The following is a 20,910-nucleotide window of genomic DNA, read 5'->3' on the forward strand; positions in this document are numbered from 1 at the left end:
GCTTAGCTGCCTGACTCGCCGGAACCGAGCTGCGCGAAGGCCTGCTCGAGGTCGGCGATCAGGTCCTCGACGTCCTCGATGCCGCAGGAGAGCCGGATCAGGTTGACCGGGACGGCGAGTTCGGTGCCCTTGACTGAGGCGTGGGTCATTTCCGAGGGATAGTTCATCAGCGATTCGATCCCGCCGAGGGACTCGGCCAGGGTGAACACGGAGGTGGACTCGGCCACCTTGCGTGCTGCCGCCTCGCCGCCCTTGAACTGCACGGAGATCATGCCGCCGAACTTCTTCATCTGCTTTTTGGCCAGCTCGTGCCCGGGGTGGGAGGGCAGGCCCGGGTACAGCACGGCCTCGACCTCGGGGCGCTGCAGCAGCCATTCGGCCACGGCCTGGGCGTTATCGCTGTGCCGGTCCATCCGGACGCCGAGGGTTTTGAGACCGCGGGTGGTCAGGAAGGCGTCCATCGGGCCGGAGATGGCACCGACGGCGAACTGCACGAAGCCGATCTTCTCGGCCAGCTCCGCGTCGTTGACGATGATGGCGCCGCCGACGACGTCGGAGTGCCCGCCGATGTACTTGGTGGTGGAATGCACCACGATGTCGGCGCCGAGGGCCAGCGGGTTCTGCAGGTACGGCGAGGCGAAGGTGTTATCCACTACGAGGAGGGCGCCGGCGTCGTGTGCCAGCTGGGCGAGGGCGGCGATGTCGGTGATCTTCATCATCGGGTTCGACGGCGTCTCCACCCACACGAGGCGGGTCTTGCCCCCGTTTGATCCACCCGCGGCCACGGCCTGCGCGACGGCGTCGAGGTTGGACATGTCCACCGGGGTGTTGCCGATGCCCCACTCCCCCAGCACCCGGGCGATCAGCCGGTAGGTGCCGCCGTAGGCGTCGTTGCCGAGCACGATGTGGTCCCCGGGGCGGGTGAGCGCGCGGATCATGGAGTCCTCGGCGGCGAGGCCGGAGCTGAAGGAGAACGCTGCGGTCCCGCCCTCGAGCGCGGCGAGCTGTTCCTGCAGCGAGTCACGGGTGGGGTTGGTGCCGCGGCCGTACTCGTAGCCGGCGCGCAGCACGCCGATCGCTTCCTGGGCGTAGGTGGTGGAGAAGTGCACGGGCGGCACGACGGCGCCGGTGCGCGGCTCGAACTCCTGGCCGGCGTGCACGGCGCGGGTGTTGAAGCCGGTGGTGGGTGCGGCGGAGCTTTCTGGCAAAGACATGTGCGTTCCTTTCGGCCGGCGGCCGGGCGGCCCCGGGAGGGCGGTCCGGCTGCCGGGTCAGTTGCTGAGGTCAGTTGCGGGCGTCAGTGGCTTCAGTTGCTCAGGTAGGCGAGGAGGTCGTGGCGGGTCAGGATCCCCACCGGGGCGCCGACGAACGTCACCATGAGGGTGTCCGCGTCGGAGAGGAGTTCCCGGGCCGTCTGGATCGATTCGAGTGATCCGATCACCGGCAGCCGGGCCTCCATGTGTTCGGAGATCTTGTCCGAGAGTTTGGCCTCGCCGCGGAACAGCTTGGCGGTCAGGGTGCGCTCGTCGACGGCGCCGAGGACCTCGCCCATCACCACGGGCGGTTCCTGGGACAGCACCGGGATGTGGGAGACGCCGAACTCGTTCATGATGTTGATGACGTCGCGGACGCTCTCGTTCGGGTGGATGTGCACGAGGTCCGGCAGTTCCCCGGTCTTGGCCTTGAGGATCTCGCCCACGGAGGCGTCGTCGCCGCTGGCCAGGAAGCCGTAGGAGCGCATCCACTGGTCGTTGAAGATCTTGGCCAGGTAGCCGCGGCCGGAGTCCGGCAGGATCACGACGACGACGGCGTTCTCCGGCAGGTCCTTGGCGACCCGCAGGGCGGCGACGACGGCCATGCCGGAGGACCCGCCCACGAGCAGGCCTTCCTCGCGGGCCAGCCGCCGCGTCATGTCGAAGGAGTCGGCGTCACTGACGGCGATGACGTCGTCCGGGACGGACTTGTCGTAGTTGGCGGGCCACATGTCCTCGCCGACACCCTCGACGAAGTACGGCCGGCCGGTGCCGCCGGAGTAGACCGAACCGGCCGGGTCCGCGCCGATGATCTTGACCACGCCGCCGTCGGCGTCCGCGCGGTGGGCGGAGACCTCCTTGAGGTACCGGCCGGTGCCGGTGATGGTGCCGCCGGTGCCGGCGCCGATCACGCAGTGGGTGATCCGGCCGTCCGTGTCGCGCCAGATTTCCGGGCCGGTGGATTCGTAGTGGCTGGCCGGGGCGGCCGGGTTGGAGAACTGGTCGGGCTTGTAGGCGCCGGGGATCTCGGTGACGAGCCGGTCCGAGACGCCGTAGTAGCTCTGCGGGCTGTCGGGCGGGACGGCGGTGGGCGTCACCACGACCTCGGCGCCGTAGGCCTGGAGCACGGCGCGCTTGTCCTCGCCGACCTTGTCCGGCACCACAAAGATGCAGCGGTAGCCCTTCTGCTGGGCCACGAGGGCCAGGCCGACGCCGGTGTTGCCGGAGGTGGGTTCCACGATGGTGCCGCCGGGCAGGAGCTTGCCGGTGCGTTCGGCCTCCTCGATCATCTTCACCGCGATGCGGTCCTTGATGGAACCGCCGGGGTTCAGGTATTCCAGCTTCACCAGGACCGTGGCCCCGATGCCGTCGGTGACGTGGTGCAGTTTGACGAGCGGCGTATTGCCGATGAGGTCCAGAACGGACTGGGCGTACTTCATAGGTACAAAGTTACCGTCTCCGCCCGCATGGAGCGGTCCCGGGCACGGCGGGGCGGCCCCGGAGGCGGCCGGTGCGAAGATTATGCGGTGAAACGTGGTGGCGACCGATGAAGCTGAAGAGTTATCTGCTGCCCGGCGGAATGCTGCTCGCCGGTGCCGCGGCGCTGCTCAGCGGGCTGCTGCCCTGGCCGGCCTTCCAGGAACTGGCCGGCCGCACCGTCCCGGTGCTCGCGTTCGTTGTGGCCATGTCCCTGGTCACGGAACTGGTGGACGACGCCGGGCTGTTCCGGGTGGTGACGGAGCGTCTCGCCGCGCTGGGCCGGGGCCGGGTCTTTCTGCTGTGGCTGCTGGTGGTCGGTCTGGCGACCGTCTCCACCGTGTTCCTGTCCCTGGATACAACGGCGGTGCTGGTGACGCCCGTCGTTGTGCTGCTGGCAGTGCACGCCGGGATCCCGCCGCTGCCGTTTGCCCTGACCACGATCTGGCTGGCCAACACCGCCTCCCTGCTGCTGCCGGTGTCGAACCTGACCAATCTGCTGGCCCAGGACCGGCTCAACCTGAGTCCGGCGGCCTTCGCCGGTCTCGTCTGGGCGCCGGCGCTGGTGGGGGTCCTGGTCCCGATCGGGCTGCTGTGGCTGGCGTTCCGGAAGGACCTCGCCGGCCGCTACGGGCCGCAGCCGGTCCATAAGCCGCGGGACAAGGGGCTGCTGTATGCGGCGTCCGGGGTGATGGTGCTGCTGTTGCCCGCGCTTGTCTCCGGCGTGCCCGTGCAGTTCCCGGCGATGGCCGCGGCGGCGGTCCTGCTGGGCCTGTTCCTGTGGCGCCGGCGCTCGGCGGTGCGCTGGTCCATGATTCCCTGGCGGCCGCTGATGCTCACCTCGGGGTTGTTCATGGTGGTGGAGGCCCTCCACGCGAACGGCCTCACGCGGTTCCTGTCCGGGTTCGCCGGCGCCGGCGAGGGCCTGCCGGCCCTGCTGCGGCTCGCGGGCCTGGGCGCCGGTGCGGCGAACGCGGTGAACAATCTGCCGGCGTACCTCGCGCTGGAACCGGTGGGCGATTCGCCGGTGCGGCTCGCGGCCCTGCTGATCGGGGTCAATCTGGGACCGCTGGTGACGCCCTGGGCGTCGCTGGCCACGCTGCTGTGGCACGAACGGCTCCGCACGCTCAACGTCGAGATCCGCTGGGGCGGATTCGCGGTTGCCGGCCTCGCCGCCGTCGTCCTCACCGTCCCGCTGGCGGTCGTGGCCCTCTGGCTCAGCACCGGGATGCCCTGAGGCCGGCGGGCCCGCGTGGCCCCGCGTGCCTCGCGCGCCTCAGGCGCCGATGTCGTTCGCCCCGGTCGAACCGGCGGAAGAGGCGCCTCCCTCCGGCGCGGCGTTCTGCCACAGGCCGATGATGTTGCCTTCGGTGTCCCGGAAATAGGCGGCCCAGCCCATGGTGCCGACCTCCTGCCGCGGCGTGACGGTGCTGCCGCCCAGGGCATTGATCTTCTCCAGCGCCGCGTCGATGTCCTCCACGTCCACCGTGACAACGGGCGACGTGAGTTCCCCCTCGCGGCGGAACATGCCGCCGTTGATGGACCCCGGAACGGAGGGCATGCCCGTCTCATCCGACGGCGTCGTCATGAGCATGGCGTAACTCAGCTCCGGCATGGCATCAATTCTCCAGCCGAACGCCGACCTGTAGAACTCCCGCGCGCGGTTCTCGTCGTCCGCGGGGATTTCGAAATGGATTACTCCACCAGCCATCACACTCTCCTTAGAACAGGAATTCGGTGCCTTGGTCCGTGGCGCGGGCGGTCCGCGCCACAGGGAAATTCTAGGTCTGTGCCGCGTTCTGCCACAGACCCACGATGTTGCCTTCGGAGTCCTTGAAGTAGGCATTCCAGCCCATCCCGCCCACCTGCATCTTCTCCCGGACCGTCGAGCCGCCCAGGGCGGTGATCTTCTCCAGCGCGGCGTCGATGTCGTCCACGTCCACGGTGACCACCGGGGCGGTGAGCCCCTCCCCCCGCTTGAACAGGCCGCCGTTGATCGAGCCGGGCACCGCGGGCCTGCCCTGCTCATCCAGCGGCGTGGTCATCGCCAGGCTGTACTCCATCTCCGGCATGACCTCGAAGCCCCAGCCGAACGCCGCACGGTAGAAGTCCCGGGCGCGGTTCTCGTCGTCCGCGGGGATCTCGAAATGCACTACTCCACCAGCCATCACATGCTCCTCAGAAGATTCGGCGGCCCTCAAGCGGGCGCGGGCGCCCACGCCACAGCCGGAGTCTAGTACCGCTCAACCCCGGGGCTAAGGGCCGTCCGGCCCATGCGTCGGTGGGCGGGAAGTGCGGGCAGCGGCGGCCGCTGTCAGGCGTTCGTGGAATCATGGTCGGATGACCATTGCAGACGTCCCCGCCGGCGTTGCCGCCGCGGCGGACGCCTCCCTGCGCTGGCTCCCGGGCGGCCCCTTCGACCTGATGCAGACCATCGGGACGCTGTTGCGGGGGCACGGCGATCCGTCCATCCGCACGGCGGCGGACGGCCTCTGGATGGCGTTCACCACGCCGTCGGGTCCGGCCACGCTCCGGCTGACGGTGGCTTATCCGTCGGACTGCGCGCCGGCGGGTCCCGCCGTCGAAATCCAGGCCTGGGGGCCGGGTGCGGCCGACGCCGCCGCGTCCGCGCCGCGGATGCTGGGGCGCGACGACGACTGGTCCGCCTTCGATGAGCCCGCGTTCCACGCCACGCTCCCCCGGATGGTGGTGGAGGCCCGACGCCGGAACACCGCCGTCCGGCTGCCCGCCACCGGCCGCCTGGTCGACTCCCTCGTGCCCACGATCCTGGAGCAGAAGGTCACCGTGATCGAGGCCCGGCGCGGCTACCGCTACCTGATGTACCGCTTCGGCACCCCGGCCCCCGGCGCCGGCACGGTTGCGCCGGCGAACCTGCTGGTGCAGCCCACGCCCGAGCAGTGGCTGCGCATCCCGTCTTGGGAATGGCACAAGGCCGGCGTGGGTCCCCAGCGCTCGGCGACCGTCATGCGCGCTCTGCGCTCCGCCGCCGCGCTGGAACGGCTGGCGGCGCTGCCGGCGGCGGAGGCCTCCGCGAAGCTGCAGACCATCCCCGGCATCGGCGTGTGGACCGCGGCCGAAGTCATGCAGCGCACGCACGGCTGCCCGGACTCGATCGCGGTGGGCGACTACCACCTGGCGGCGTATGTGGGGGCGGCGCTGACCGGGCGCCGGACCGACGATGCCGGGATGCTCCGGCTACTGGCCCCGTGGGCCGGCCACCGGCAGCGCGTGGTCCGGATGATCGGCCTCAGCGGCTTCCGCAAACCCACGTTCGGCCCCCGGATGACCATCCAGGACCACCGCGGCCACTAGCACCCGGCCGGTTCCCGCCCGTCGCAGCATCATTTTCCGTTGATGAGGTTCGTGGTAGCCGGGTCGTTGGGTTCCAACCCGGCGTTGTGCGTCTCTGCCCAGTTGGCCAGCAGCTGCAGCCCGTCGTGGGACGCGGAGCCCGGTTCCGCGGAGAACACCAGCATCTGGAGGGTGCGGTCGGACGCGAGGTCCAGCGCGAGGTAGCTCAGGTCAAGGTCGCCAACGACGGGGTGGTGGATGCTCTTGATGCCGGTCCGGTGTTCGCGGACGTCGTGCGCTCCCCAGAGCTTCCGGAAGAGATCGCTGCGGGTGGAAAGTTCACCGACGAGGTCGCTGAGCTGGCGGTCGTAGGGGGCGCGGCCCGCTTCGGCCCGGAGGAGGGCGACAATCTGGCGGGTGTTGGATTCCCAGTCCTGGTAAAACGTCTGTGCCCTGGCATCCAGGAAGACAAAGCGCGCGGCGTTCACCGGCTGGACGGAGCCGTGGAACATCTCCGAGAACAGGGCCCTCCCCAGACGGTTGGTGGCGACCGCGTCAAGCCGGCCGTTCTGCACGAACACCGGGACGGTCGACATTGCCTCGATGGTCTGCTGCAGGCTGGAGCTGACCTGCGTTTTGCGTGCCGGGCGCCCGCGCCCTGGATGGGCTCCGGCATTGGCTGAGCGGATGAGCTCGTGGAGATGAGAGCGTTCGGCGTCGTCCGGCTGGAGGGCCCGGCTGACCCCTTCGACGACGGCCTCCGACACCCCCTTGGCGTTGCCGCGTTCCAGGCGTTTGTAGTATTCCGAGCTCATCCCGGCCAGGAGGGCGACTTCCTCTCGTCGCAGGCCGGGAACGCGGCGCCGTCCGCCGTAGTCCGGCAGTCCGGCTTGTTCCAGGTCGAGCTTGGCCCGGCGGGAGATGAGGAACTTGCTGAGGTCGTCCTGGTTGTCCATGAAATCGAAGGTACTCCACCCCGCGCCCGGTAGCGGGTCCCTGTCAGGGAACCTCTAGGTAGGGTCTCGCTAGCCCCGGCGCTGGCCGGTTGACTTGAAACATCAGCCGCCCCGAACGGGCCGGTTTGGACTTGAGAAAGGCATCATCATGACCAACAACGTTTGGTTCATCACCGGAGCCGCCCGCGGCATGGGCGTCGACCTGGCCAAGGCCGCGCTCGACGCCGGCCACCGTGTCGTCGGCACCGCCCGCGACGCCGCCAAGGTCACCGCGGCTCTCGGCGAACACGAAAACCTTCTCGCCCTGTCGCTGGACATCACCGATGCCGCAGCCGCAGCGGCCGGCGCCGAGGCCGCCGTCGGACGCTTTGGAAGCATTGATGTTCTCGTCAACAACGCCGGCAACTTTTACGCCGGGTACTTCGAGGAGATCAGCGACAAGCAGTTCCGCAGGCAGATGGAAACCAACTTCTTCGGCCCGCTGAACGTCACCCGCGCGATCCTGCCGGTCATGCGCCAGCAGCGCCGCGGCCACGTCATCACCATCACCTCCGCCGCCGGCATCATCGGCCAGGAGTTCTGCGCCGCCTACGCCGCATCAAAGTTCGCCCTCGAAGGCTGGATGGAGTCCCTCCGGTACGACGTCGAGCCCTACGGCATCCACACCACCATCGTCGAACCCGGCTTCTTCCGCACCGAACTCCTGGTCGAGGGCGCGTCTTCCATGTGGCCCGAACTGTCCATCGACGACTACGCCGAGCGCACCGCCCGGACGATCGCCGCCTGGAAGGGCATGAACGGCCGGCAGGGCGGAGACCCCGCCAAGCTCGGCGCAGCCCTTGTCACGATCGCCGCACTGGAGACCCCGCCGCTGCGTTTCGTCGCCGGAGCGGATGTCGTCGCCGGTGTCGAGCGTAAGGCCCAGCTGCTGCTGGACCAGGTTGATGCCCACCGCGGCCTGTCCTCGTCCATGGCCATCGAAAACGCTTAGGAAATGATGAAGAAATCCCTGTCGCTCATCGCCCTCGTCTCCACGGCTGCGATCGCCCTCGCAGCATGCTCCACACCCGAGACCACCACATCCCCGACCGCGGCAACTACCCCGTCCACCGCAACCGCAACCGCGTCGTCGGCCCCGGCCGAGGCCCCGGCTGAGGGGACGGGTGAGGGGACGGGTGAGGGGACGGGTGAGGGGACGGGTGAGGGGACGCCGGTCACCATCACCGCCGGTGGTGTGGTCATGACCGCGACCCTCAACGACACCCAGGCCGCCCGGGACTTCGCGGCCACGCTCCCGGTGACGCTGCCCTGGTTCCGCAACGCCGGCATCGAGTACATCACCGAGCTCTCCGCCCCCATGACGGAGACGGGTCCGTTCTATACGGACGTGCAACCCGGAGACATCGTCTACTACAACCCGCTCGACAGCATCACCATCATCTACGAGGAGACCAGCTCCGTCCCCACACTCACGAAGATGGGAGAGATCACCTCGGACCTGACTGTGTTCGAGAACCTCCCCGACACCGTCGACATGCTCGTAGAGCTCGGCTGACACCCCTGTGGACGGCCCTGCCGGTTGGGTATAGCGTGGCGGCATGGCGCCCGGCAGCCCCGGGCGCCCGGGCCTCACATCCCCGGAGTACCAGTGATCCACACGCAGAAGCTCACGAAAAACTTCGTCGTCAAGAAGGAAACCGTCGAGGCGGTCAAGGGCATCGACCTTGACGTGGCCCCCGGCGAACTCGTGGCCTTCCTCGGCCCGAACGGCGCGGGAAAATCCACCACCCTTCGTATGCTGACCACCCTGCTGAAGCCCACCACCGGCACCGCCACGGTGGCGGGCCTGGACGTCGCAACGGATCCTGCCGGCGTGCGGGCCAGGATCGGCTACATCGGACAGGGCAACGGCGGCGGCCACAGCTTCCGGGTCATCGACGAGATGGTCATGCAGGGCCGCTTCTACGGCATGAACAGCGCGGGCGCGCTGGCCCGGGCCGATGAGCTGCTCAAGTCCCTGGACCTCACCGAGTTCGCGAAACGCACGGTCATCAAGCTCTCCGGCGGCCAGCGGCGGCGGATGGACGTGGCCCTGGGGCTGATGCATTCACCCCGGCTGTTGTTCCTCGACGAACCGTCCACCGGCATGGACCCGCAGAACAGGGCCAATCTCTGGGAGCACATCATGCGCATGCGTGCCGAGCACGGAACCACCATCGTGCTGACCACCCATTACATGGACGAGGCGGACGCCATGTCCGAGCGGGTGGTCGTGATCGACCACGGCACCATCATCGCCGACGACACTCCCGCGCGGCTCAAGGCGGATCTGGCCGGAGACCTGCTGGCCGTGGAAGTGGCCGCGGGGTCGGCAGCCGCGGTGCGGGGGCTGCTGGAGCGGACCGCCGCGGACGGCGGACTCGACGAATCCGAGGCCGACGGCGTAGTCCGGTTCCGGCTGCGGCTCACGCACGGCTCCCGGCTGGCCCCGGCCCTGCTGCGGCAAATGCACGACGCCGGAGCACCCGCGCTGTCCCTGGAACTGAAGCCGCCGACCCTGGATGACGTGTTCCTCGAACTGACCGGGCGCAGCCTGCGGGAAGGAGCGAAGGTCTGATGCCCGGGAACGGCCGGCGGCCCGACGCCGACGTGAAGCAGGCCGGGCAGCTCCTGCGGGACATCTGGTACGTCTTCCTGCGCGAGATGCTGCTTCCGCTGCGGGACCCCTTTTCGCTGGTCTTCTCCCTGCTCCAGCCGCTGATATTTCTCGCCCTCTTCGGACCTCTTCTCGGATCCGCCGTGGGGGCACCGGCCTTCGGGGGCCAGTCGACGCTGCAGTGGTTCCTGCCCGGCGTCGTGGTCATGATCGCCCTGTTCGGCACGTCCATGACCGGCTCCAACCTGCAGTACGAGCTCATGACCGGTTCCTACGAGCGGATCCTGGCCACACCCCTGTCCCGTTCCTCGCTGATGATCGGCCGGGCGCTCAAGGAGTGGGCCCCGCTGGTGGTGCAGGGCCTCCTGATCGCCCTGGTGTGCGTTCCCTTCGGCTTCGCCTTCTACCCGCTGCACGTGCTGTTCGGGCTGGTCATCCTGGGAATTTTCGGCATCGGACTCGGAGCGCTGTCCTATTCACTGGCCCTGGTCTCGCAGAGCAAGGAGTGGATATTCTGGGCCGTCCAGCAGACCCTCCTGTTTCCGCTCATGATCCTGTCCGGCATTATGCTGCCCATCGAGGCCGGGCCGGACTGGATGCAGGCGGCGAGCCTGTTCAATCCCCTGACGTACCTTGTGAACTCCGAGCGCGAACTCTTCGCCGGGGCCGTGGGGGTGGACACGCTGCTCGGGCTGGCCGCCGCCGGCCTGACAGCCGCCGTCGGTCTTGCCGTGGGCATCCGGACCGTCCACCGGAACACGCACTAGAGGCCCAGCCGGGCCACCGCTTCCTGCCGCATGTCCACCTTGCGGATCTTGCCGGAAACCGTCATCGGGAAGTCCTCGCGCACGTCCACGTACCGCGGGATCTTGTAGTGCGCCAGCTTCCCGCGGCAGAACTCGGCCAGGCTGCCGGCATCCAGCGGGGCGGCACCGGGCTTGAGGATGACGCAGGCCATCAGCTCCTCGCCGTACTTGGCGTCCGGCACGCCGATCACCTGCACGTCCTGGATGTCCGGGTGGGTGTACAGGAACTCCTCGATCTCGCGGGGATAGACGTTCTCGCCGCCCCGGATCACCATGTCCTTGATCCGTCCCTCGATGACGATGTAGCCGTCCTCGTCCATCCGGGCCAGGTCCCCGGTGTGCATCCAGCCGTCGGCGTCGATCGCCTCGGCGGTCTTGTCCGGCTGGTTCCAGTAGCCCTTCATGACGGAGTATCCGCGGGTGCACAGTTCACCGATCTCGCCGCGCTGCATCACGTCACCGGTCATCGGGTCCACCACCTGGCTCTCCAGCTGCGGCATGGTCCGGCCCACGCTCTGGGTGCGCTGCGCCATCGTGTCCACACTGCGGGTCATGGTGGACACCGGCGAGGTCTCCGTCATGCCGTAGCAGATCACCACATCGGTCATGTTCATTTCCGCGATGACCCGGTTCATCACCTCGATGGGACACAGCGAGCCCGCCATCACCCCGGTGCGCAGGGTGGAGAGGTCGTAGGAGGCAAAGTCCGGCAGCGCGAGTTCGGCGATGAACATCGTGGGAACCCCGTACAGCGATGTCCCGCCGAAGTCCTGCACGGCCTCCAAGGCGGCGGCGGGCGTGAACCCCCGGCCCGGGATAATGGTGGCGCAGCCGTGACTGAGGGCGGCCAGGTTTCCGATCACCATGCCGAAGCAGTGGTAGAACGGCACCGGCAGCACCACCCGGTCGTGCTCGGTGTACCCCATCAGCTCGCCGATCGAGTAGCCGTTGTTCAGGATGTTGTGGTGCGAGAGCGTGGCCCCCTTGGGGAACCCGGTGGTCCCGGAGGTGTACTGCAGGTTGATCGCGTCATAGGGGTCCAACTCCGCCATACGCGCCTTCAGCACGGCGTGCGCGACGTCGTCGGCCCGCTTGAGCAGCTCAGCGAACGTGCGCTCCGCCGGGGTTTCGGGGACGCCGGCGGTGAGGCCGGGCAGGCCGGCGTCGGGCAGGAACACGAGTTCGTGCAGCTCCGGGCATTCGGCCAGCGCCTGCCGGGCCATGGCGGTGTAGTCGCTGTTGCGGTCCGACGGCGCCGCGACCAGCATCCGCATGCCGTTCTGCTTGACCACGAATTCCAGCTCGTGGCTGCGGTACGCGGGATTGACGTTGACCAGGATCGCCCCGACCTTGGCCGTCGCGTACTGCAGGATGGTCCACTCGGCGCAGTTCGGGCTCCAGATGCCGATCCGGTCCCCCTTGGCCACGCCCAGGGCCAGCAGCGCGCGTGCCACGCGGTCGACGTCGTCGTTCAACTTGGTGTAGCTCCAGCGCCGGGCCTCTTCCCCCGGCACCGCCGCGGCCTCGATCAGGGCGTCCTGGTAGGGGAACCGGGCCACGACCCGTTCGAAATTGTCGCCGATGGTTTCCTCGAGCAGCGGGACGTCAGTGTCCCCGGCTGTGTATGCAAGCATGATGTGACGCTACCAACACTCGGCCCCCAAAAGAAGAGTAAAGCTTGGATGTCCTACGAAATCTTCGGGACACATTGCCCGCGCCCGGTATTGTAAAAACCATGAGCGCACCCATTGACCTTCAGGCCATCTTCATCCCCAACGACGGCGAGTTCTTCCGTGTGAAGCTCGCGCTGGAGATCGCGATTGACGAGGTGGTCAACGAGCCCGGCTGCATCCGGTACGAGCTCACCGAAGCCAGCGAGGACAAGCTGGTCCTGACCGAACGGTGGGCCTCGCAGGAGGACCTGGACAAGCACTCGAAAGGCACCGCGGTCCAGGACCTCAACGAATCCCTCAGCGCCCTGCTGGCCGAGCCGGTCAAACTCGTGAAGCTCTAGCCGGACCCGGAACCACGACGGAACAAAACGCGGGGTCGCCCCTCGCCCATTAATCCGAAGATTATGGGCGCGGAGCGACCCCGCGTTGCCGTTTGCCGGTCAGTTGCTATTGCCCGTGAGCGGTGGCGCTATTGCCGGTGAGCGCTGGCGCTTAGGCCTCGGGGACCTGGCTGCCGTCCTGCGTGCCGGACGCGGCGGCGGCCTCGGCCTGGGACCGGGCCACGTGTGCGTGCACTTCCTCCATGTCGAGGGCCTTGACGGCGTCCACGACCTGCTCCAGCTGCTGGGCATTCAGCGCGCCCGGCTGGGAGAACACGAGCACCTTCTCGCGGAACGCCATCAGCGTCGGGATGGACGTAATACCGGCCTCGGCCGCGAGCTGCTGCTCGGCCTCGGTGTCCACCTTGGAGAAGACGACGTCCTGGTGCTTCTCGGACACTGCGGCGTAGGTGGGGCCGAACTGCTTGCACGGGCCGCACCATTCGGCCCAGAAATCAACGAGGACAATGTCATTGTCCTCGACGGTAGATGCGAACTGTTCACCTGTAATGTCTACGGTAGCCATGGGTCAACGGTACGCGAGCAGCCCCGGCTTGTCCCCTGCATTTCGCTGTTGGCACATCCATGTGACGGCCCTCCCCCGCCCCCTGCCCTCCGGCCCGGGGCCCTAGGACCCTAGCCTCCACGGCGGCCGCGGCCTACCATCGGCGCCATGCCCCCGGACCCGGAAAACACCGCCAGCCAAGCCATCACGGTCGACTCCCTGGTCAAGAGGTTCGGCCGGCGTGAAGTCCTGCACGGGGTCAGCTTCGGCATCGAGAAGGGCTCCGTCTTTGGTGTGATCGGGCCCAACGGTGCCGGCAAAACGACCGTCATGCGGTGCCTGCTGGACATCATCCGGCCCAACGCCGGCACGTCGACGGTGCTGGGCGAGAACCCCCGGACCGCGGGCCCGGCGCTGCGCCGCCGGATCGGATATCTGCCCGGCGAACTGTTCCTGGAGGGGCGGATCACCGGCCGCAAGCTGCTGTCCCATTACGCGGACATCAGCGGCCCCGTCCGGCCGGGCCGGGTCGATGCCCTGGCCGAACGGCTGGGCCTGGATCTGGACCGACACACCCGCAAGCTCTCCAAGGGCAACAAGCAGAAACTGGGGCTCGTCCAGGCCTTTATGCATGATCCCGAACTGCTCGTGCTGGACGAGCCGACCAGCGGGCTGGACCCTCTGGTCCAGCAGGAATTCCTCACCATGGTCCGCGAAGCCCAGGCCAACGGGCAGACCGTGTTCCTCAGTTCCCATGTGCTCAGCGAAATCCAGCAGGCCGCCGACCAGGTCGCGATCCTCCGCGACGGCCGCATCATCACCGTCGCCACCGTGGACAGCCTCCGGGAAGGCGCGGTCCGGCACGTGCGGTTCACCGCCGCCGGGATTTCGGCGGCCGACGCCGGTGCGCTGCTGGCCGGGGTGCCCGGGATCGGGCACCTGGAGGTTCTTCCCGCGGGCGACGGCGTCGAGCTGTCCGCCACGCTGGGCGGCGCGATCGGGCCGCTGCTCCAGATTCTGGCCACCCTCCAGCTCACCGACCTGGTGCTGGAGGAGCCCGACCTCGAGGAATCGGTCCTGGAGCTCTACGGCACCATCCGCGGCAACGGCAATGGCGCCGGCACCACGAACGGCGGCGGACGCCGCAGACGGAAGGGACGCGGCGCATGAGCAAGCCGCTGCCGCTGTTCACGCGGGCGTTCGTGGACTCCTGGCGCTCCACGCTCGGGTGGGCGGCAGGGCTCGCCGCCACGATCCTCATCTACCTGCCGCTTTACCCCTCGATCGGCGGAAGCCCGGAGATGCAGGGCGTGATGGATGCCTTCCCGCCGGAGATGATCAAGGCCCTCAACTACGACCAGATCACCTCGGGACCCGGGTACACCCAGGCCACCATGTTCGGGCTGATCGGCTTCCTGCTGATGACCATCGCCTCGGTGGCGTGGGGTGCGGCGGCGGTCGGCGGGGACGAGGAATCGGGCCAGCTGGAACTCACCCTGGCGCACGGCGTGACCCGCACGCAGGTGGTCCTGGAGCGCGCCTTGGCCATCCTGCTGCGCGTGCTGCTGCTCGTGGCCCTGATATTCGTGCTGATCCGGCTGCTGACCGATTCAGCACAGCTGAACATCAGGCCGGAAAACCTTTTCGGCGTCTCGGTCCTGTTCGCGGGGCTGACCATGCTCTCGGGCAGCACGGCACTGTTCGCCGGCGCCGTGACGGGGCGGAAGACCTACGGGCTGGCCGCTGGCGCCGGCGTCGGCGTCCTGGGCTATGTGTTCAATGCCGTGGGCCGGCAAAGCGAGGAGGTCGACTGGCTCCTGAACCTCTCGCCCTACAGCTGGGCGTACGGCAACAACCCGCTGGCCACCGGGGCGGACTGGGCGGCCGCCGGCTGGCTGTGGGGCATTACCGCCGTTCTCGTGGCGCTCAGCGCGGCGGCGCTGAGCCGGCGCGACGTCGGAACCTACGGCTAGACCGTTTCAGGCCCAGACGTGCGGCGCCGGGCGCCGCGCGCCGGGGAGGGCGTTGGTTTCGCGCCATTCGTGGATCCATTCGGGCAGTACCAGGTCCGCAGGCGGCGCCCCGAACTCACGGAGGATGTCCTCCTGGCTGACCGGCTTGCCCTTGCAGACCAGGCGGGTGGCGATGAAGGCGCGGGCATAGATTTCCCCGTCCACCACCATGCGCTGCTCAAAATAGATGGCCTTCTCGTCCAGGCCGATGATCTTCGTTTCGATCGTGTACCGCTGCCACAGCTGCAGCGACCGGCGGAACGCGATGGTCTCCCCCGCCGCCACCGGGCTCCATCCCCGGCGGCGCATGGTCTTCCAGGTTCCGCTGCGGGCCATCAGGTCGAACCGGCCCAGGTCCATCAGCGAGAAATACATGCCGTTGTTGACATGCATCGCGATGTCGATGTCGGTCGGCAGGACCTTCAGCGGCAGCGACGCCGTGTCCCAGATGCTCAGCGGGGAGCGTCGGGCTGACGTGAACAGCAGGACAAGCGTGCGGAGGAGCAGATGCATGGGGACTATGTTACCCGCGAGTAATAACGCTGCCAAGGACCGAGACCGTGGCTTTGAGTCCGGGACCGCGGACCAGCCAGCAGTTGTTGGTCCCGATCACCCCCTGCTCCCCCGGGTCCGCGTGCGGCAGCACCAGGGCCGTGTTCTCGTCGACAGCCACCGCCCTGTCCACCATGCCATGCACGACGGCGGCGACCGCACGGCCCAGCGTGCCGGCCTGCGCGGCGTGGACGTCGACGGCGAAAGAGACAAGGCCCAGCCCCGCGCGCAGCTCCACCTCCCCGAGCCCCTCGGACGCTTCCTCGGGGCACACGTCGACGCCGCGGACCCGGTAGCCGCCGGCGATCGCCCGCGCCGGCGCAATCATGGCCCCGGCGGAGAAGCCCAGATAGGGGGCGCCCGCGGCCACTGCCTGGCGGATGGCGGGCGCGGCGGTCTGCAGGCCCTCGGCGTAGACGGGGGTGGGGCCGCCGCCGACGACAATCGCGTCGACGCCGTCGAACGCCCGGGGGTCCGCCTGTCCGTGGCGGCGGAGCAGGACCGTGGTCACCTCACTCGGCGTCCGGCGGTGCAGGGGATCCAGGTAGGCGGGGAGGAAGTATTCGGCGCTGCCCTCGTGGTCAACGAGCACCACGGCGATTCGCGGCGGCCGGCTGCCGCCGGCGCGGTGCCGGGCCTCCGCGGTGAACTGGTCGAAGATCACGGGCGTCGACACGGTATCCGGGCCGCCGCCGACCAGAAAGATGCTCATAACTTCAAGGTACCCGGATCGCTGACGGGGGTGGGCGGAGATGCGTATTACGCTGTGCGGATGACATCAGAGCTGACCGTCCGGGCCGCCGTCCTGGACGACGCCGCCGGCATTGCGCGGGTGCACCTCCAGGCCTGGCGCGAGAGCTACGCCCATCTGCTGCCGGCCGGCACTCTGGCGGGGCTGCAGCAAGGCCCGCGGGAGGAGCGCTGGCGCGCCATCATCGCCGCCGCCACCTCGGACACCTGGGTGGCCTGCGCAGGGACGGACATCATCGGCTGGGCGAGCGCGGGGGCCGGCCGCGATGACGACGGACCCCGGCCCTGGGAGCTGAAGGGCATCTACGTGCTCGCCAGCCACTACGGCTCGGGGGCCGGACAGATGCTGCTGGACGCGGCCGTGGGAGACGCCGGCGCGTACCTCTGGATTGCGGAGGATAATCCCCGGGCCTTCGCTTTTTACCGGCGCAATGGCTTCGTCCCTGACGGGGCGACCGCGGTGCATGAACTGGCCGGCACGCCGGTCCGGATCCTGCGGATGGTGCGCTGAGCCGTGCCCTGAGCAGTGCGCCGAGCAGTGAGGGCGGGGCGTCAGTCCGTGGCGATCAGCTCGGCTTCGAAGCCGTCGGAATTCACCAGGTACGCGGCGAAGTGCTCCGGGCCGCCGGCATGCGGATATTTCTCCGGGAACAGCTCACGCCAGCCGTGCCCGACGGCGGCCGCGGCCAGCGCGTCGACCTGCTCCCTGGTCCCGGCGCTGAACGCCAAATGGTTCAGCCCCGGAGCGGTGCGGTCATGCTCCCGGCTGCTGAGCGCCGGGGACTCCTCGACAACGATGTACGTCGGCCCCCGCCGCCAGCTGCACCCGTCCGGCCAGTCCTGGTAGTCCTCATAGCCCAGCCGGGCCAGGAGCCAGCCCCATTCGTCCCTGGCGCGGCCCAGGTGCGGGACCCACAGTTCAACATGGTGCAGGGCCCCGAGCGATTCATCAGTCACCCAGAGAGTCTCGCACGCCCGGGCCGCCGGTCCCCGCGGGCGCCGGCGCTTCAGAACAGGATGCGCTGGAAGAGGATGTGGTCCCGCCAGCCCCCGGCGATGTTGAGATAGGCCGGTGCCACGCCGATTTCCGTGAAGCCCGAGCGTTTGAGGATCTTCTGCGAGGCGGTGTTGTGCTGGAGGGTGGCGGCCTGCAGCCGGTGCAGGCCCAACTCGTCCCGCGCCGCGTCGACGGCGAAGGCGACCGCCGCGGAGCCGATCCCGCGCCCGGTGTGGTCCTTGTCCACCCAGTACCCGAGGTGGGCGCTGAGGAACGGCCCGCGCACGATGCCGCTGAGGGTCATCACGCCCACAATCGTTTCCCCGTCCGTCAGCACCCACGGAACGTCGGATCCCGCGATGAAGAGGGCCAGCTTGGACTGGACGCTCATCATCTGGCCGTCAACGGTGAAGAACTCCTCGGCCCGCAGCGGCTCCCAGGGCGCCAGGTGTTCGCGGTTGCGCAGGTACGCGGCGCACATGGCTTCCGCGTCATCGGCTCGCAACACGCGGATCCGGACGCCGCCCGCGAGCGCCCTGCTCGTCCCGGTCATCCGGGGCTCAGTCCGGGGCCAGCCAGCAGGGCTGGCGCTGGCGTTCCGGCGGGGGCCGGAAGTTCGTCGAAGTAGGACATGATCTCATCCTTGCACCGCCGTCTACCCGGCGCGGAGTTCAATGTTCCGTGTGGGGGACGGGCCGGGCGGGGTGCGTGGCGCCGTCGAAGGTTGACAGTGACCAAGGGCAATGGGCACGATCAAGGCATGTCTTGAGAAGTCCGGCTGTCAGCGCTTCCTGAGAGGACGTCATGACCGACGACAAGATGCCGCCCGGGGCACCTCAGCGTGTGACGGCTGAACATGCCCGGCTGGCCGAGGCCACGGGCGCGGCGGAGGACGACGTGTTCGAGGCGAATCCCTGGTACGAGTGGGGGCCGTACCTCTCGGAGCGGGCCTGGGGCACGGTTCGGGAGGACTACAGCGAGAACGGCAACGCGTGGGAGTACTTCCCGCACGATCATGCCCGGTCCCGTGCGTTCCGGTGGAACGAGGACGGCATGGCGGGGCTGTCCGATATCCACCATGACCTGTGCATGGGGCTGGCGCTGTGGAACGGGGCCGATCCGATCCTGAAAGAGCGGATGTTCGGGCTGACTGGCCCGCAGGGCAACCACGGCGAGGACGTCAAGGAGTACTGGTGGTACCCGGATGCGCTGCCCAGCCATGCATGGCTGCGGTGGCGGTATCACTATCCGCAGGCAGCGTTTCCGTATCAGCGACTGATCGATGAGAACGCCCGTCGTTCCCGGGACGAACCCGAGTTCGAGTTGCTGGATACCGGTGTATTCGACGGGGGCCGGTACTGGTCCGTGGATGTCGCCTACGCGAAGGCCTCACCGACCGAGGTGCTTGCCCGGATCACCATCGAGAACCATTCGTCCGAGGAAGCGGTGCTTTCGGTGCTGCCTACACTGTGGTTCCGCAACACGTGGCGGGTTTCAGGGGGTGAGGCGCCGTCGTTGTTCCTGGACGGGGACGGGGTCGCTGTCGAGCACCCACGACTGTCCGGCTACCGGCTCGATGCCGCTCCCACTCAGGAGGGTGTGCTGCCGCAGGCCTTGTTCTGCGACAACGAGACGAACACGGTCCGCCTGTTCGGGGCGGCTCCGGTCACCGCCTATCCAAAGGACGGCATCAACGACCACGTGGTCTCCGGTGCGGATACCGTGAATCCGCAAAATCAGGGGACCAAGGCATCTTGGTGGTATCAGGTGGCCGTTCCGGGCGGGGGGCGGGTCGAGCTTCGGCTGCGGCTGCACCGGCCACTCCCGGACCAAACCGCACGCCCTGGCTGGTCCGACTCCTACTTCGATGACGTCATGGCAGCCCGGGAGCGGGAAGCGGACGAGTTCTATGCGGCGATTGCCCCCGCCGAGATCGGCGCCGAGCCGATGCAGGTCATGCGCCAGTCCTGCGCGGGACTGATCTGGAGCAAGCAGATGTACCCGTACCGGGTCAACCTGTGGCTGGACGGCGACCCCAGCCAACCGAGGCCACCGGCCGGGCATCGCAGCGGCCGGAACACGGGGTGGCGGCACCTGGACTCGTTCGACGTGCTCGCCATGCCCGATCCGTGGGAGTACCCGTGGTTCGCGGCCTGGGATCTGGCATTTCACTCCATCACCTGGGCGCACCTGGATCCCGCATTCGCCAAATACCAACTGTTGGTGCTCCTTCGGGAGTGGTTCCAGCACCCAAACGGGGCGCTCCCGTCCTACGAGTGGAGCTTCGATGATGTCAATCCACCGGTCCATGCGCTGGCTGCCATCCGGGTCTTCGTCATCGACGGCGGCACCGACTTCGACTTCCTGAAACGGGTGTTCCACAAGCTGCTGCTCAATTTCACCTGGTGGCTCAACCGTCAAGACCCCGACGGGAACAACCTGTTCGGTGGCGGCTTTTTGGGTTTGGACAACATCAGCCCTATCGACCGATCCCACCTCCCGCCCGACTTCAGGCTGGACCAGGCCGACGGCACCGCGTGGATGGCGTACTATTCCGTGGCCATGCTCACCCTGGCCAACAAACTCGCCGAACACGACGAAGCCTATGACGACATGGTCGTGAAATTCCTGGAACAGACCGTGCTGATCGTCGACGCGCTGGAGGATTCCGGCTGCTTTGACACCGAGGACGGCTTCTTCTACGACCGACTCACCGACCCCTCCGGGACCAGTGTCCCGATCAAGGTGCAGACCCTCGTCGGCTTGATCCCGGCGCTGCCCGCGGTGGCGCTCCCGACCCAGAACACGGAACGGATCGGCCGGCTGCGGAAGCGGTTCGCCCGCCGGTTGGAACAGACCGGCCGGCACGAGATCCTCGACTGGCAGGTGCGGGGCACCGGGGCCTCCCGGCGGACGCTGCTGTCGGTCGTCCCGATGGACAAACTCGCCAGGCTGTTCGGCACCCTGTTCGACGAGGAGGCCTTCCTGTCGCCCCACGGCCTGCGATCGATCTCCAAGCGGCACACCACCCCGTACACGGTTCCGGGGCTGCCCACCGCGACCATCCAGTACGAACCAGCCGAATCGCGGACAGCGATGTACGGCGGCAATTCCAACTGGCGAGGACCGGTCTGGTTGCCGGTCAACTACCTCGTCATTCGCGCCCTGCTGCAATACGACCAATTCTTCGGTCCCGACTTCACCGTCGAATACCCCACCGGATCCGGTCACCACCTGACCTTGCGAGAGATTGCCGGTGACCTCGCCGACCGGCTGGTGAGCATCTGGCTCCCCGGCGCGGACGGACGCAGGCCCGTCTATGGCGGCGTGGACCTGTTGCAGCACGATCCCGCATGGAAGGACAACCTGCTGTTCTACGAGTACTTCCACGGCGACAACGGGGCCGGACTCGGCGCCATGCACCAGACCGGATGGACTGCTCTGGTCGCGGACCTCCTCATCGACCCACCCCGCCGAAGCCACCGGCTGTTGTTCGGGGACAGCCCGGAGCCCACCACGACGACAGGACCGCCGGAAACGGAACCGGGAACCCATTTCCAACAAGGCTGAGGGCCAGCTGTC

Annotated in this window: 22 protein-coding genes; 11 read left to right on the top strand and 11 right to left on the bottom strand. The window is 68.2% G+C overall.

Translation table 11 applies throughout. The features are described from left to right. Nucleotides 1-2 precede the first annotated feature (2 nt). Both AC06G6_RS15260 and AC06G6_RS15265 read right to left on the bottom strand, forming a co-directional pair. Nucleotides 3-1,214 (bottom strand): cystathionine gamma-synthase, encoded by a 1,212-nt coding sequence (locus AC06G6_RS15260; protein WP_479823360.1) that lies wholly within the window; start codon nt 1,212-1,214, stop codon nt 3-5. Nucleotides 1,215-1,306: 92 nt separating this feature from the next. Next, nucleotides 1,307-2,692 (bottom strand): cystathionine beta-synthase, encoded by a 1,386-nt coding sequence (locus AC06G6_RS15265; RefSeq protein ID WP_479823362.1) that lies wholly within the window; start codon nt 2,690-2,692, stop codon nt 1,307-1,309. A 107-nt stretch (nt 2,693-2,799) separates the two neighbouring features. Here AC06G6_RS15265 and AC06G6_RS15270 point away from each other — a divergent pair, with 107 nt between their 5' ends. Continuing rightward, nucleotides 2,800-3,966: an ArsB/NhaD family transporter gene (locus AC06G6_RS15270; protein WP_479823364.1), complete on the top strand. Its 1,167-nt coding sequence runs from the start codon at nt 2,800-2,802 to the stop codon at nt 3,964-3,966. 39 nt (nt 3,967-4,005) lie between these two features. Here the strand turns inward: AC06G6_RS15270 and AC06G6_RS15275 are convergent, their stop codons facing one another. Beyond that, nucleotides 4,006-4,440: a VOC family protein gene (locus AC06G6_RS15275; protein ID WP_479823366.1), complete on the bottom strand. Its 435-nt coding sequence runs from the start codon at nt 4,438-4,440 to the stop codon at nt 4,006-4,008. Between the two features lie 70 nt (nt 4,441-4,510). Further along, a complete protein-coding gene (locus tag AC06G6_RS15280) occupies nt 4,511-4,897 on the bottom strand; it encodes a VOC family protein (protein WP_479823368.1) in 387 nt (128 codons plus the stop codon). Between the two features lie 172 nt (nt 4,898-5,069). Here AC06G6_RS15280 and AC06G6_RS15285 point away from each other — a divergent pair, with 172 nt between their 5' ends. Beyond that, nucleotides 5,070-6,062, top strand: a complete 993-nt coding sequence (locus AC06G6_RS15285) for a DNA-3-methyladenine glycosylase family protein (RefSeq protein WP_479823370.1) — start codon at nt 5,070-5,072, stop codon at nt 6,060-6,062. 29 nt (nt 6,063-6,091) lie between these two features. On the opposite strand, the gene AC06G6_RS15290 is transcribed toward AC06G6_RS15285, so the two are convergent. Continuing rightward, on the bottom strand, nt 6,092-6,997 hold the full coding sequence (locus AC06G6_RS15290; protein ID WP_479823372.1) for a helix-turn-helix transcriptional regulator: 906 nt from the start codon (nt 6,995-6,997) through the stop codon (nt 6,092-6,094). 148 nt (nt 6,998-7,145) lie between these two features. Here AC06G6_RS15290 and AC06G6_RS15295 point away from each other — a divergent pair, with 148 nt between their 5' ends. The 4 genes from AC06G6_RS15295 to AC06G6_RS15310 all read left to right on the top strand — a co-directional run bounded on the left by AC06G6_RS15295 (nt 7,146) and on the right by AC06G6_RS15310 (nt 10,420). After that, complete coding sequence (locus tag AC06G6_RS15295) at nt 7,146-7,988, top strand: SDR family NAD(P)-dependent oxidoreductase (RefSeq protein ID WP_479823374.1); 843 nt, start codon at nt 7,146-7,148, stop codon at nt 7,986-7,988. Nucleotides 7,989-7,991: 3 nt separating this feature from the next. After that, on the top strand, nt 7,992-8,552 hold the full coding sequence (locus tag AC06G6_RS15300; RefSeq protein ID WP_479823377.1) for a cyclophilin-like fold protein: 561 nt from the start codon (nt 7,992-7,994) through the stop codon (nt 8,550-8,552). 93 nt (nt 8,553-8,645) lie between these two features. Next, on the top strand, nt 8,646-9,614 hold the full coding sequence (locus AC06G6_RS15305; RefSeq protein ID WP_479823379.1) for an ATP-binding cassette domain-containing protein: 969 nt from the start codon (nt 8,646-8,648) through the stop codon (nt 9,612-9,614). Beyond that, nucleotides 9,614-10,420 (top strand): ABC transporter permease, encoded by an 807-nt coding sequence (locus tag AC06G6_RS15310; RefSeq protein WP_479823381.1) that lies wholly within the window; start codon nt 9,614-9,616, stop codon nt 10,418-10,420. Before AC06G6_RS15305 ends, AC06G6_RS15310 begins: the two co-directional genes overlap by 1 nt. On the opposite strand, the gene AC06G6_RS15315 is transcribed toward AC06G6_RS15310, so the two are convergent. Next, nucleotides 10,417-12,093: an AMP-binding protein gene (locus AC06G6_RS15315; RefSeq protein WP_479823383.1), complete on the bottom strand. Its 1,677-nt coding sequence runs from the start codon at nt 12,091-12,093 to the stop codon at nt 10,417-10,419. The two genes, AC06G6_RS15310 and AC06G6_RS15315, sit on opposite strands and share 4 nt — an antisense overlap. Nucleotides 12,094-12,194: 101 nt before the next feature. On the opposite strand from AC06G6_RS15315, the gene AC06G6_RS15320 reads away from it, so the two are divergent. Continuing rightward, a complete protein-coding gene (locus AC06G6_RS15320) occupies nt 12,195-12,473 on the top strand; it encodes a putative quinol monooxygenase (protein ID WP_307460717.1) in 279 nt (92 codons plus the stop codon). 151 nt (nt 12,474-12,624) lie between these two features. Here the strand turns inward: AC06G6_RS15320 and trxA are convergent, their stop codons facing one another. Beyond that, the gene (gene trxA / locus AC06G6_RS15325; protein ID WP_479823385.1) at nt 12,625-13,038 is read right to left on the bottom strand and encodes a thioredoxin; all 414 of its coding nucleotides are present in this window, start codon (nt 13,036-13,038) and stop codon (nt 12,625-12,627) included. 147 nt (nt 13,039-13,185) lie between these two features. Between trxA and AC06G6_RS15330 the strand changes: the two genes are divergently transcribed. Both AC06G6_RS15330 and AC06G6_RS15335 read left to right on the top strand, forming a co-directional pair. Next, on the top strand, nt 13,186-14,187 hold the full coding sequence (locus AC06G6_RS15330) for an ABC transporter ATP-binding protein (RefSeq protein ID WP_479823387.1): 1,002 nt from the start codon (nt 13,186-13,188) through the stop codon (nt 14,185-14,187). Then, a complete protein-coding gene (locus AC06G6_RS15335; protein WP_479823389.1) occupies nt 14,184-14,990 on the top strand; it encodes an ABC transporter permease subunit in 807 nt (268 codons plus the stop codon). Before AC06G6_RS15330 ends, AC06G6_RS15335 begins: the two co-directional genes overlap by 4 nt. A gap of 6 nt (nt 14,991-14,996) precedes the next feature. Here the strand turns inward: AC06G6_RS15335 and AC06G6_RS15340 are convergent, their stop codons facing one another. Both AC06G6_RS15340 and AC06G6_RS15345 read right to left on the bottom strand, forming a co-directional pair. Continuing rightward, complete coding sequence (locus AC06G6_RS15340) at nt 14,997-15,542, bottom strand: acyl-CoA thioesterase (RefSeq protein ID WP_479823391.1); 546 nt, start codon at nt 15,540-15,542, stop codon at nt 14,997-14,999. Between the two features lie 10 nt (nt 15,543-15,552). Then, a complete protein-coding gene (locus AC06G6_RS15345; protein WP_479823393.1) occupies nt 15,553-16,293 on the bottom strand; it encodes a Type 1 glutamine amidotransferase-like domain-containing protein in 741 nt (246 codons plus the stop codon). A gap of 60 nt (nt 16,294-16,353) precedes the next feature. On the opposite strand from AC06G6_RS15345, the gene AC06G6_RS15350 reads away from it, so the two are divergent. Next, nucleotides 16,354-16,842, top strand: coding sequence for an N-acetyltransferase family protein (locus AC06G6_RS15350; RefSeq protein ID WP_479823395.1), 489 nt, complete (start codon nt 16,354-16,356; stop codon nt 16,840-16,842). 41 nt (nt 16,843-16,883) lie between these two features. On the opposite strand, the gene AC06G6_RS15355 is transcribed toward AC06G6_RS15350, so the two are convergent. Both AC06G6_RS15355 and AC06G6_RS15360 read right to left on the bottom strand, forming a co-directional pair. Next, nucleotides 16,884-17,288: a VOC family protein gene (locus tag AC06G6_RS15355; protein ID WP_479823397.1), complete on the bottom strand. Its 405-nt coding sequence runs from the start codon at nt 17,286-17,288 to the stop codon at nt 16,884-16,886. Between the two features lie 50 nt (nt 17,289-17,338). Further along, entirely contained in the window at nt 17,339-17,881 is a 543-nt protein-coding gene (locus tag AC06G6_RS15360; RefSeq protein WP_479823399.1) for a GNAT family N-acetyltransferase, read from the bottom strand. Between the two features lie 251 nt (nt 17,882-18,132). Here AC06G6_RS15360 and AC06G6_RS15365 point away from each other — a divergent pair, with 251 nt between their 5' ends. Continuing rightward, nucleotides 18,133-20,898: an MGH1-like glycoside hydrolase domain-containing protein gene (locus tag AC06G6_RS15365; RefSeq protein WP_479823401.1), complete on the top strand. Its 2,766-nt coding sequence runs from the start codon at nt 18,133-18,135 to the stop codon at nt 20,896-20,898. The last annotated feature ends 12 nt before the right edge of the window (nt 20,899-20,910 follow it).

This window comes from Arthrobacter sp. CJL-S3 (genome assembly GCF_056711635.1).

Coding starts and splice junctions, on each gene's coding strand:
- AC06G6_RS15320 (WP_307460717.1), top strand. CDS start 12,195: ATGAGCGCACCCATTGACCTTCAGGCCATCTTCATCCCCAACGACGGC.
- AC06G6_RS15360 (WP_479823399.1), bottom strand. CDS start 17,881: ATGACCGGGACGAGCAGGGCGCTCGCGGGCGGCGTCCGGATCCGCGTG.
- AC06G6_RS15265 (WP_479823362.1), bottom strand. CDS start 2,692: ATGAAGTACGCCCAGTCCGTTCTGGACCTCATCGGCAATACGCCGCTC.
- AC06G6_RS15280 (WP_479823368.1), bottom strand. CDS start 4,897: ATGGCTGGTGGAGTAGTGCATTTCGAGATCCCCGCGGACGACGAGAAC.
- AC06G6_RS15350 (WP_479823395.1), top strand. CDS start 16,354: ATGACATCAGAGCTGACCGTCCGGGCCGCCGTCCTGGACGACGCCGCC.
- AC06G6_RS15275 (WP_479823366.1), bottom strand. CDS start 4,440: ATGGCTGGTGGAGTAATCCATTTCGAAATCCCCGCGGACGACGAGAAC.
- AC06G6_RS15330 (WP_479823387.1), top strand. CDS start 13,186: ATGCCCCCGGACCCGGAAAACACCGCCAGCCAAGCCATCACGGTCGAC.
- AC06G6_RS15295 (WP_479823374.1), top strand. CDS start 7,146: ATGACCAACAACGTTTGGTTCATCACCGGAGCCGCCCGCGGCATGGGC.
- AC06G6_RS15270 (WP_479823364.1), top strand. CDS start 2,800: ATGAAGCTGAAGAGTTATCTGCTGCCCGGCGGAATGCTGCTCGCCGGT.
- AC06G6_RS15340 (WP_479823391.1), bottom strand. CDS start 15,542: ATGCATCTGCTCCTCCGCACGCTTGTCCTGCTGTTCACGTCAGCCCGA.
- AC06G6_RS15290 (WP_479823372.1), bottom strand. CDS start 6,997: ATGGACAACCAGGACGACCTCAGCAAGTTCCTCATCTCCCGCCGGGCC.
- AC06G6_RS15260 (WP_479823360.1), bottom strand. CDS start 1,214: ATGTCTTTGCCAGAAAGCTCCGCCGCACCCACCACCGGCTTCAACACC.
- AC06G6_RS15365 (WP_479823401.1), top strand. CDS start 18,133: ATGACCGACGACAAGATGCCGCCCGGGGCACCTCAGCGTGTGACGGCT.
- trxA (WP_479823385.1), bottom strand. CDS start 13,038: ATGGCTACCGTAGACATTACAGGTGAACAGTTCGCATCTACCGTCGAG.
- AC06G6_RS15300 (WP_479823377.1), top strand. CDS start 7,992: ATGATGAAGAAATCCCTGTCGCTCATCGCCCTCGTCTCCACGGCTGCG.
- AC06G6_RS15310 (WP_479823381.1), top strand. CDS start 9,614: ATGCCCGGGAACGGCCGGCGGCCCGACGCCGACGTGAAGCAGGCCGGG.
- AC06G6_RS15285 (WP_479823370.1), top strand. CDS start 5,070: ATGACCATTGCAGACGTCCCCGCCGGCGTTGCCGCCGCGGCGGACGCC.
- AC06G6_RS15315 (WP_479823383.1), bottom strand. CDS start 12,093: ATGCTTGCATACACAGCCGGGGACACTGACGTCCCGCTGCTCGAGGAA.
- AC06G6_RS15345 (WP_479823393.1), bottom strand. CDS start 16,293: ATGAGCATCTTTCTGGTCGGCGGCGGCCCGGATACCGTGTCGACGCCC.
- AC06G6_RS15335 (WP_479823389.1), top strand. CDS start 14,184: ATGAGCAAGCCGCTGCCGCTGTTCACGCGGGCGTTCGTGGACTCCTGG.